General features: G+C 54.6%; 6 protein-coding genes and 2 pseudogenes. 6 read left to right on the top strand and 2 right to left on the bottom strand.

Going from position 1 to position 8711, the window contains the following annotated elements; genetic code table 11:
* A partial coding sequence (locus tag BGK49_RS31830) for a hypothetical protein (protein ID WP_001740275.1) occupies positions 1-117 on the bottom strand: 117 nt, incomplete at its 3' end.
* 239 nt (positions 118-356) lie between these two features.
* Positions 357-563: a YbfA family protein gene (locus BGK49_RS24760; RefSeq protein ID WP_000424925.1), complete on the bottom strand. Its 207-nt coding sequence runs from the start codon at positions 561-563 to the stop codon at positions 357-359.
* A 312-nt stretch (positions 564-875) separates the two neighbouring features.
* On the opposite strand from BGK49_RS24760, the gene kdpF reads away from it, so the two are divergent.
* From kdpF to kdpE, 6 genes and pseudogenes are all read left to right on the top strand, one after another.
* Complete coding sequence (gene kdpF, locus BGK49_RS24755) at positions 876-965, top strand: K(+)-transporting ATPase subunit F (protein ID WP_001365534.1); 90 nt, start codon at positions 876-878, stop codon at positions 963-965.
* Positions 965-2628: pseudogene (gene kdpA / locus BGK49_RS24750) on the top strand (potassium-transporting ATPase subunit KdpA). Before kdpF ends, kdpA begins: the two are co-directional and overlap by 1 nt.
* A gap of 22 nt (positions 2629-2650) precedes the next feature.
* Complete coding sequence (gene kdpB / locus BGK49_RS24745) at positions 2651-4699, top strand: potassium-transporting ATPase subunit KdpB (protein ID WP_000087988.1); 2049 nt, start codon at positions 2651-2653, stop codon at positions 4697-4699.
* Positions 4700-4707: 8 nt separating this feature from the next.
* Positions 4708-5251: pseudogene (kdpC, locus tag BGK49_RS24740) on the top strand (K(+)-transporting ATPase subunit C).
* Positions 5244-7928 carry a two-component system sensor histidine kinase KdpD gene (gene kdpD, locus BGK49_RS24735; RefSeq protein WP_005026980.1) on the top strand — a complete coding sequence of 895 codons (2685 nt, stop codon included), beginning with the start codon at positions 5244-5246 and terminating at the stop codon, positions 7926-7928. Before kdpC ends, kdpD begins: the two are co-directional and overlap by 8 nt.
* Positions 7925-8602 (top strand): two-component system response regulator KdpE, encoded by a 678-nt coding sequence (kdpE, locus tag BGK49_RS24730; protein WP_000186098.1) that lies wholly within the window; start codon positions 7925-7927, stop codon positions 8600-8602. Before kdpD ends, kdpE begins: the two co-directional genes overlap by 4 nt.
* Positions 8603-8711: the final 109 nt, after the last annotated feature.

Below are 8711 nucleotides of genomic sequence, written 5' to 3'. Positions count from 1 at the left end.
GCACACCGAACAGGCCACGCCGGTGGGGGCACCAATGCGCACCCCGGCTGAACCCTGAACAATGCTACCGCCATACTGCGTCATGTCGCCCTGACGCGCTGCCGGTTTTCCGCTCATTTCTCATCCTTGTTTTATCGGGTTATTTGTCCGCTGACAGGCAAAACCCTACAGATTTATAAGAAAGCCTTAAGTGAGATATCCATCAGATAGAAACAATTAGGAAAATATTTATATATTTTTCCTGAATATATTTCAGCTGGGTAATACCATATCTAAATATTTACCTGAACATCTTCCTAATAAAAAAACCGCCAGCATCTCCACTAGCGGTTTTCAATGTATTCAAAACTCGGCAATCAGTAAAAATCACCGGTTGCCTTTTCGGCCTGTTCCATCCAAACCGGTTTATCGCTGGTTTTCGACCAGACGCGGTGCAGGTAGCTGTAAAAGCGGGCGCGGTCTTTCCAGAAAAGCATGAAAGGCAGCGCCAGAACGCCCGCTGCAACCGCATATGTACGGCGTAAAAAGATAAGCCATGCAGGATATTCTCTGTAGAGTTCCATACTTTTCTCCCCCTTTTGTATCTACCCGGTGAATAGCACCGGAAAAATGAATTTGTTTATCTGATGAAAATAGTACCGCCTTTTGTGTAATTTTACTACTCATCCGACCACTTATTTTTGCTTATTGATGGTTTATTTACATTCACTCTGCAATTAAGTCACACAAAAGTTAAATTAATGCTAAACATTAGTTAAATCATGGCTTTTGCCATTTTTATACTTTTTTTACACCCCGCCCGCAGATTTTTGCGAAATCTTTGCAGCCAGAATTCTACTCTTCCGGTATCACTTTTAGGCCACTGGAGGTGCACTGTGAGTGCAGGCGTGATAGCCGGCGTGTTGCTGGTGTTTTTATTACTGGGTTATTTGGTTTATGCCCTGATCAATGCGGAGGCGTTCTGATGGCTGCGCAAGGGTTCTTACTGATTGCCACGTTTTTACTGGTATTAATGGTGCTGGCGCGTCCTTTAGGCAGCGGGCTGGCGCGGCTGATTAATGACATTCCTCTTCCAGGTACAGCGGGCGTTGAACGTATACTCTTTCGTTTACCTGGCGTCTCTGACCATGAGATGAACTGGAAGCAATATCTTTGTGCCATTCTCGGCCTGAACATGCTGGGGCTGGCGGTGCTGTTTTTTATGTTGCTCGGTCAGCACTATCTGCCGCTTAATCCACAGCAGTTGCCGGGGCTGTCGTGGGATCTGGCGCTGAATACCGCCGTCAGCTTTGTCACGAATACCAACTGGCAATCTTATAGCGGTGAAACCACGTTGAGCTATTTCAGCCAGATGGCAGGCTTAACGGTACAAAACTTTCTTTCTGCCGCCAGCGGGATTGCGGTGATTTTTGCCTTCATCCGTGCGTTTACTCGCCAGAGCATGAGCACACTCGGGAATGCCTGGGTCGATCTGCTACGCATCACGTTATGGGTGCTAGTCCCTGTGGCGTTGTTGATCGCACTGTTTTTTATTCAACAAGGTGCGCTGCAAAACTTTCTGCCCTATCAGGCAGTGAATACCGTTGAAGGAGCGCAACAGCTGTTACCCATGGGACCAGTAGCTTCTCAGGAAGCGATCAAGATGCTCGGTACTAACGGCGGTGGCTTCTTTAATGCCAACTCGTCGCATCCGTTTGAAAACCCAACCGCACTGACCAACTTCGTGCAGATGCTGGCATCCCAACAGCTCTGTGCTTTGCCTTTGGTGAAGTGACGGGCGATCGCCGCCAGGGGCGCATGTTGCTGTGGGCGATGTCAGTGATTTTTGTCATCTGCGTAGGCGTGGTTATGTGGGCAGAAGTTCAGGGTAATCCTCATCTGCTGGCGCTCGGCGCAGACAGCAGCATCAATATGGAAGGTAAAGAGAGCCGTTTCGGCGTGCTGGTCAGTAGCCTGTTTGCGGTCGTGACTACGGCGGCGTCCTGTGGCGCGGTGATTGCGATGCATGATTCGTTTACCGCTCTCGGCGGCATGGTGCCGATGTGGCTAATGCAAATTGGTGAAGTGGTGTTCGGCGGTGTCGGTTCTGGTCTTTACGGCATGATGCTGTTTGTCCTGCTGGCGGTGTTTATTGCCGGGCTGATGATTGGTCGTACACCGGAATATCTGGGTAAAAAAATCGACGTACGCGAGATGAAACTGACTGCACTGGCGATTCTGGTTACTCCAACACTGGTACTGATGGGCGCGGCGTTGGCGATGATGACCGACGCCGGACGTAGCGCCATGCTTAACCCTGGCCCGCATGGTTTTAGCGAAGTGCTGTACGCCGTGTCGTCCGCCGCTAACAACAACGGCAGCGCCTTTGCCGGATTAAGCGCCAACTCTCCGTTCTGGAACTGTTTACTGGCGTTCTGCATGTTTGTCGGTCGCTTCGGGGTGATTATCCCGGTGATGGCAATTGCCGGTTCGCTGGTGAGTAAAAAGAGCCAACCCGCCAGCTCCGGCACGCTGCCAACGCACGGCCCGCTGTTTGTTGGCCCGTTAATCGGCACCGTGTTGCTGGTTGGCGCACTGACCTTTATCCCTGCCCTGGCGCTTGGTCCGGTGGCGGAATATCTCTCCTGATGATATTGAGTGAGCACTGAATATGAGTCGTAAACAACTGGCGCTATTCGAACCAACACTTGTCGTTCAGGCGCTGAAAGAAGCGGTGAAAAAATTAAACCCGCAGGCGCAATGGCGCAATCCGGTGATGTTTATCGTCTGGATCGGCAGTCTGCTGACCACCTGTATTAGCATCGCGATGGCAAGCGGTGCGATGCCTGGCAATGCGCTGTTTAGCGCGGCAATTAGCGGCTGGCTGTGGGTCACCGTACTGTTCGCTAATTTCGCCGAGGCGCTGGCAGAAGGCCGCAGTAAAGCGCAGGCCAACAGTCTTAAAGGGGTGAAAAAAACTGCCTTTCCCCGCAAGCTGCGTGAGCCGAAATATGGCGCTGCGGCGGACAAAGTTCCTGCCGATCAACTGCGTAAAGGTGACATCGTGCTGGTAGAAGCTGGCGATATTATCCCCTGCGATGGTGAAGTCATTGAAGGCGGCGCATCGGTCGATGAAAGCGCCATCACCGGGGAATCGGCACCGGTGATCCGTGAATCCGGCGGCGATTTTGCCTCCGTCACCGGCGGCACGCGTATTCTTTCTGACTGGCTGGTGATTGAGTGTAGCGTTAACCCCGGTGAGATATTTCTGGATCGGATGATCGCGATGGTGGAAGGCGCACAGCGACGCAAAACACCGAACGAGATTGCCCTGACTATCCTGCTGATTGCTCTGACCATCGTCTTTTTACTGGCAACCGCCACGCTGTGGCCGTTTTCCGCGTGGGGCGGTAATGCCGTGAGTGTAACGGTACTGGTGGCGCTGCTGGTCTGTCTGATCCCAACCACTATTGGCGGCCTGTTGTCAGCGATCGGCGTCGCCGGGATGAGTCGGATGCTGGGCGCGAATGTGATTGCCACCAGCGGACGTGCAGTTGAAGCGGCAGGTGACGTTGACGTTCTGCTACTGGATAAAACCGGCACCATCACACTCGGTAACCGTCAGGCGTCGGAGTTTATCCCTGCGCAGGGCGTGGATGAAAAAACGCTGGCTGACGCCGCACAACTGGCTTCGCTGGCTGATGAAACGCCGGAAGGCCGCAGTATTGTGATCCTCGCCAAGCAACGTTTTAACCTGCGCGAGCGCGATGTGCAGTCGCTCCATGCCACCTTTGTACCGTTTACTGCGCAAAGCCGGATGAGCGGGATCAACATCGACAACCGCATGATCCGTAAAGGTTCTGTCGATGCCATTCGCCGCCATGTTGAGGCTAACGGCGGTCACTTCCCTGCCGATGTTGATCAAAAAGTCGATCAGGTTGCGCGTCAGGGGGCCACGCCGCTGGTGGTGGTGGAAGGTTCCCGTGTGCTGGGCGTTATTGCGCTGAAAGATATCGTCAAAGGCGGTATTAAAGAGCGCTTCGCCCAGCTGCGCAAAATGGGCATTAAAACGGTGATGATTACCGGCGATAACCGTCTGACTGCCGCCGCCATTGCTGCGGAAGCGGGCGTCGGTGATTTTCTCGCCGAAGCGACACCGGAGGCCAAGCTGGCATTGATTCGTCAGTATCAGGCGGAAGGCCGTTTGGTGGCGATGACCGGCGACGGCACCAACGATGCTCCGGCGCTGGCGCAAGCAGATGTCGCGGTGGCGATGAACTCCGGCACCCAGGCGGCGAAAGAGGCGGGCAATATGGTCGATCTCGACTCTAACCCGACCAAGTTGATCGAGGTGGTGCATATTGGCAAACAGATGCTGATGACCCGTGGCTCGCTGACCACCTTCAGCATTGCCAACGATGTGGCGAAATACTTCGCCATTATTCCGGCGGCGTTCGCGGCAACGTATCCGCAGTTAAATGCGCTGAACATCATGCGCCTGCATTCGCCCGACTCCGCCATTCTCAGTGCAGTCATTTTCAACGCCTTGATTATCGTCTTTTTGATTCCTCTGGCGTTAAAAGGCGTGAGTTATAAACCGCTTACCGCTTCTGCCATGTTGCGCCGTAACTTATGGATTTACGGTCTGGGTGGGCTGCTGGTGCCGTTTATTGGTATCAAAGTCATTGATTTACTGCTGACCGTTTGCGGTCTGGTGTGAGGTTTACCATGCGTGGCTTACGTCCGGCATTATCGACATTTATCTTTCTGTTATTGATTACTGGCGGCGTTTACCCGCTGCTGACCACCGTGCTGGGGCAATGGTGGTTTCCCTGGCAGGCCAACGGTTCGTTGATTCGTGAAGGTGATACGGTGCGGGGTTCGGCATTAATCGGGCAGAATTTTACCGGCAACGGCAGAAATGCCCTATAATCCACAGGCTTCTGGCGGGAGCAATCTGGCGGTCAGTAACCCTGAGCTGGATAAACAAATAGCCGCACGCGTTGCTGCATTACGGGCCGCTAACCCGGATGCCAGTACGAACGTTCCGGTTGAACTGGTGACGGCATCGGCAAGCGGGCTGGACAATAATATCACCCCGCAAGCGGCGGCCTGGCAGATCCCACGCATCGCGAAAGCGCGTAATCTCAGCGTTGAACAGCTCACGCAGCTGATCGCAAAATACAGCCAACAACCGCTGGTGAAATATATCGGCCAGCCGGTCGTCAACATTGTCGAACTCAATCTGGCGCTGGATAAGCTTGATGAATAACGAACCCTTACGTCCCGACCCCGATCGTCTGCTGGAACAAACTGCCGCGCCGCATCGGGGGAAGCTGAAAGTTTTCTTCGGTGCCTGTGCAGGCGTCGGGAAGACCTGGGCGATGCTGGCAGAAGCCCAGCGACTGCGGGCGCAAGGGCTGGATATTGTGGTTGGCGTGGTAGAAACCCACGGGCGAAAAGATACCGCCGCAATGCTGGAAGGGCTGGCTGTTCTGCCGCCAAAACGCCTGGCGTACCGTGGGCGGCACATCTGCGAGTTTGACCTCGATGCCGCCCTCGCCCGCCGTCCGGCGCTGATCTTAATGGACGAACTGGCGCACAGTAATGCGCCAGGTTCTCGTCACCCTAAACGCTGGCAGGACATCGAAGAGCTGCTGGAAGCAGGCATTGATGTTTTCACTACCGTCAACGTTCAGCATCTGGAAAGTCTGAATGATGTGGTCAGCGGCGTCACCGGAATTCAGGTACGTGAAACCGTGCCCGATCCTTTTTTCGATGCCGCCGACGACGTGGTTCTGGTGGACTTGCCCCCGGACGATCTGCGCCAGCGGCTGAAAGAAGGCAAAGTCTATATTGCCGGGCAGGCGGAGCGCGCCATTGAACATTTTTTCCGCAAAGGCAATCTGATCGCCCTGCGCGAACTGGCACTGCGCCGTACTGCCGATCGCGTTGATGAGCAAATGCGCGCCTGGCGGGGGCATCCTGGCGAAGAGAAAGTCTGGCACACGCGCGACGCGATCCTTTTATGCATCGGCCATAACACCGGTAGTGAGAAGCTGGTCCGCGCGGCGGCGCGGCTGGCGTCACGGCTGGGTAGCGTCTGGCACGCGGTGTATGTTGAAACCCCTGCCCTGCACCGCTTACCGGAAAAAAAACGTCGGGCAATTCTCAGCGCCTTACGTCTGGCGCAGGAGCTGGGCGCGGAGACGGCAACACTTTCTGATCCAGCGGAAGAAAAAGCAGTAGTGCGTTATGCCCGTGAACATAATCTCGGCAAGATTATTCTCGGTCGCCCGGCCTCGCGCCGCTGGTGGCGTCGGGAAACGTTTGCTGACCGACTGGCGCGCATCGCCCCCGATCTCGATCAGGTGCTGGTCGCGCTTGATGAACCACCCGCACGCACGATTAACAACGCGCCGGATAGCCGCTCTTTTAAAGACAAGTGGCGGGTACAGATTCAGGGATGCGTGGTTGCCGCCGCGTTATGCGCCGTTATCACTTTAATTGCCATGCAGTGGCTGATGGCGTTTGATGCCGCCAACCTGGTGATGCTGTATCTGCTTGGCGTGGTGGTGGTGGCGCTATTTTATGGACGCTGGCCTTCGGTGGTTGCTACCGTCATTAATGTGGTGAGTTTCGATCTCTTTTTTATCGCCCCACGCGGCACGCTCGCCGTCTCTGATGTGCAATATCTGCTGACCTTCGCAGTGATGTTAACCGTCGGGCTGGTGATCGGGAACCTTACTGCTGGCGTGCGTTATCAGGCGCGGGTAGCCCGTTACCGCGAGCAACGCACACGGCACTTATATGAAATGTCGAAAGCTCTGGCGGTGGGCCGCAGTCCGCAGGACATCGCCGCCACCATCGAACAATTTATTGCCTCCACGTTTCATGCCCGCAGTCAGGTGTTGTTGCCCGATGACAACGGTAAATTGCAGCCGTTAACACATCCGCAAGGAATGACGCCATGGGACGATACCATCGCGCAGTGGAGTTTTGATAAAGGCCTGCCTGCGGGCGCGGGCACCGACACGTTACCCGGTGTACCGTACCAGATTTTGCCGCTAAAAAGCGGCGAGAAAACCTACGGGCTGGTGGTGGTGGAGCCGGGGAATCTGCGCCAGTTGATGATCCCGGAACAGCAGCGCCTGCTGGAGACGTTTACGCTGTTAGTCGCCAATGCCCTTGAGCGGCTGACGCTAACCGCCAGCGAAGAACAGGCGCGGATGGCAAGCGAACGTGAACAGATCCGCAACGCCCTGCTGGCAGCGCTTTCGCATGATTTACGCACGCCGCTCACGGTGCTGTTCGGTCAGGCAGAAATCTTAACGCTCGATCTGGCAAGCGAAGGATCGCCCCACGCCCGCCAGGCCAGCGAGATTCGTCAGCATGTGCTGAACACTACCCGACTGGTGAATAATCTACTGGATATGGCGCGAATTCAGTCCGGCGGCTTTAATTTGAAGAAAGAGTGGTTAACGCTGGAAGAAGTGGTCGGTAGCGCGCTGCAAATGCTGGAACCGGGTTTATCGTCGCCCATCAATCTTTCTCTGCCAGAACCGCTGACCTTAATCCACGTTGACGGGCCACTCTTTGAACGGGTGCTGATTAATCTGCTGGAGAACGCGGTGAAATATGCGGGTGCGCAGGCCGAAATTGGTATCGATGCCCACGTTGAGGGCGAAAATCTACAACTGGATGTCTGGGATAACGGCCCCGGTCTTCCGCCAGGCCAGGAGCAGACGATATTTGATAAGTTTGCTCGCGGGAATAAAGAGTCGGCAGTACCGGGGGTAGGGCTTGGACTGGCAATCTGTCGGGCGATAGTGGATGTACACGGGGGCACTATTACCGCGTTCAACCGACCGGAAGGTGGTGCCTGTTTTCGTGTTACACTTCCCCAGCAAACTGCCCCTGAACTTGAAGAATTTCATGAGGATATGTGACAAACGTTCTGATTGTTGAAGATGAACAGGCTATTCGTCGCTTTCTGCGCACGGCGCTGGAGGGCGACGGGATGCGCGTCTATGAGGCCGAAACGCTGCAACGCGGCTTGCTGGAAGCGGCTACCCGTAAGCCAGATTTGATTATTCTCGATCTCGGCCTGCCCGATGGTGATGGGATTGAGTTTATCCGCGACCTGCGCCAGTGGAGCGCGGTGCCGGTGATTGTGCTTTCCGCACGCAGCGAAGAGAGCGACAAAATCGCCGCGCTGGATGCCGGAGCGGATGATTATCTGAGTAAGCCGTTTGGCATTGGCGAATTGCAGGCCCGTCTGCGCGTCGCTTTACGCCGCCACTCCGCCACCGCCGCGCCCGATCCGCTGGTGAAATTTTCCGATGTTACCGTCGATTTAGCCGCCCGCGTGATTCACCGGGGTGAGGAAGAGGTGCATCTCACACCAATTGAGTTCCACCTGCTGGCGGTGCTGCTCAACAATGCCGGAAAAGTACTCACCCAGCGCCAGCTCCTTAACCAGGTGTGGGGGCCAAACGCGGTCGAACACAGTCACTATTTGCGTATTTATATGAGACATCTGCGACAAAAACTGGAACAGGATCCCGCCCGCCCACGCCATTTCATTACTGAAACCGGTATTGGCTATCGGTTTATGCTTTGAATATTAATTTTAATACAGCCTGCCTTTTATTAATTAAAGCCGTAATAATAAATACGGCTTTTTATCTTAAACAACACACAAAAATAACAATTCAATATTTTATATTACT

Origin of the sequence: Shigella sp. FC1544 (assembly GCF_001722145.1) — a bacterium.
Lineage (GTDB): Bacteria > Pseudomonadota > Gammaproteobacteria > Enterobacterales > Enterobacteriaceae > Escherichia > Escherichia coli.
Note: the sequence above shows the minus strand (reverse complement) of the source record. Positions and strands in the feature narration are given on the sequence as shown.

What these genes read in the sequence shown, in the direction of transcription:
- kdpD (WP_005026980.1), top strand. Translation starts at nt 5,244, where the DNA reads ATGAATAACGAACCCTTACGTCCCGACCCCGATCGTCTGCTGGAACAA.
- kdpB (WP_000087988.1), top strand. Translation starts at nt 2,651, where the DNA reads ATGAGTCGTAAACAACTGGCGCTATTCGAACCAACACTTGTCGTTCAG.
- BGK49_RS24760 (WP_000424925.1), bottom strand. Translation starts at nt 563, where the DNA reads ATGGAACTCTACAGAGAATATCCTGCATGGCTTATCTTTTTACGCCGT.